Annotated in this window: 1 protein-coding gene and 1 pseudogene; both read right to left on the bottom strand. The window is 61.9% G+C overall.

Features of this window, described 5'->3' with window-relative positions; translation table 11 throughout:
* Positions 1-315 (bottom strand): DnaA N-terminal domain-containing protein (locus OBACDRAFT_RS24005; protein WP_043589652.1); only part of this gene is annotated, 315 nt, incomplete at its 3' end.
* 537 nt (positions 316-852) lie between these two features.
* Positions 853-1,750 (bottom strand): annotated as a pseudogene (locus OBACDRAFT_RS24000) (RNA polymerase-associated protein RapA); the annotation flags it as partial.

The raw sequence follows: 1,750 nt of genomic DNA, 5'->3' as shown, positions 1-1,750 counted from the left end.
GGGGGGGGGGGCGGTTTCCGCATGGGCGGAGAGCCGGTTGACGGCGGCGCGGGTGGCCTCCTGGGCTTTGCGGAGTTTGACGCTGATGTCGGTGCCGGAGGTGAGGCGGAGGCGCTGGGTGATCAGGTCGAGGTAGTTGTCGCTGATCCAGATGGCGGCAAAATCGTTGGGCACGCCCAAAACTAGGCTGTCCTCGGTGGTTTCGAGGCAGACGATGGGTTCGAACCAGAGCTGATAGACGTCCTCGGGAAAGAGGGTCTTGAAATCGCTCTTAACGAGCTCCCAAAGGCTGGGCGTGACGGCAAGGGATGACATGTATCGGTGAGGGAATGCTGGGTTTATTCACAGGCGGTGCTCACGCAGGTTTTTTGACACATGCCTTCATGGCTGTTTCGCGGTCGGTGGCCAGAGAGAAAATGTTGGTAGTTTCCTGATCGGATGGGGACGGGAAATTGGGTTTTGCAACTCATTACTAAAAACAGAGTTGACGGTGCGCTCTGAGGCGGGTCGGCGAGGTGGCTGGAAGGGATGTGTGAAAGAACGGTGCGGGCATCCGGGTTGGATGGCTGAAGAGGGCGCAGTTACGGCCATGCCGGATGGCCTTTCAAGTGCAACTTTTCGACAAGTTATTCACAAGGGTTTGGGGGATATCTTTTGTGAATTTTTGGGTTGCCAGAGTCGCCGTTTGGCGCGTCCCCCAGGATTCACGAGGAGTGTAACAAACAGGTCACTACATGGTGACGATTGTGTGACGGCGGTTGGCGCGGGAAATGGGGGGGGAATTGGTCATGGAAAATAAAAAAAAACGGGTCAAAAAAATATTTGGAAGCATCGGAATCGCAGTCCGCCTGGCTATTGCGCGGGCGCCTGAACGATGAGTCGGAGGGAGTCGAGGCGGAGGCGGGCCTGGTCGATGGCGGCGAGAACGGTGTCGCGATGGGTGGTGGCGAGGGCGATTTCCTCGGGGCGGACGTGGTCGTTGAGTTTTTGCAGGTCAACGAGGCGTTGCAGGCTGGCCGTGAGGGTGGCGGCGGCGCGGTCGCGGGCCTCCGTTTTGAGCGCGGTGGTGCGGGTTCCGGCGCAGGCGGCGGCGGTGGCGTGGAGTTTTTTGAGGAGCGCGGCGTTGAAGCCGGGTCGCTCTAGAAAACGAGGGAGGACGCCGTCGTGCACCTGGTCGGCGAGGTCGGCGGCGGGGTGCTGGTCGGTGAGGTCGTTGCCGCGGATGTCGATGAGGACGCGGATGGGCGTGGGGGCGAGAAACTGGTCGATGTGCCAGCGGGTGTCGGCCACGGCTTCGAGCACGAAGACGGCTTCGAGGAGGAGGTTGGGGGGGAGTTTGGGCGAGGGGGCGTCGAGGAGACAAAAGGCGGTGGTGCCGGTGGCGGAGTCGATGAGGAGGTCGGCGGCGTCTTGCACGAGGGGGTGGTCGGCGGAGAGGAAGCGGATGTCTTCGCGGGCGATGGCGCGGCGGCGGTCAAAGGTGGCGAGCATGCCGTCGCGGGGGATGGAGGGGAAGGCTTCGACGTAGGCATGGCTGGGATCGAAAAATACGTCGCCATTTTCGTCCTCCTTGATGCGGACGCCGAAGTGGTCGAGGAGCGCGAGGAGGTGGCGGCGCAGGAAGGGGTCGGCATCCACTTCGCGGATACGTTCGATGACGCGTTCGGCGACGGCGGGGTTGAAGGAGTTGAGTTCGAGGAGGCGGTCGCGGCCTTTGCGCATTTTGAGCGTGAGGGCTTTGCGGAAGGCG

Origin of the sequence: Geminisphaera colitermitum TAV2 (assembly GCF_000171235.2) — a bacterium.
Taxonomy (GTDB): Bacteria; Verrucomicrobiota; Verrucomicrobiia; order Opitutales; family Opitutaceae; genus Geminisphaera; species Geminisphaera colitermitum.
Note: the sequence above shows the minus strand (reverse complement) of the source record. Positions and strands in the feature narration are given on the sequence as shown.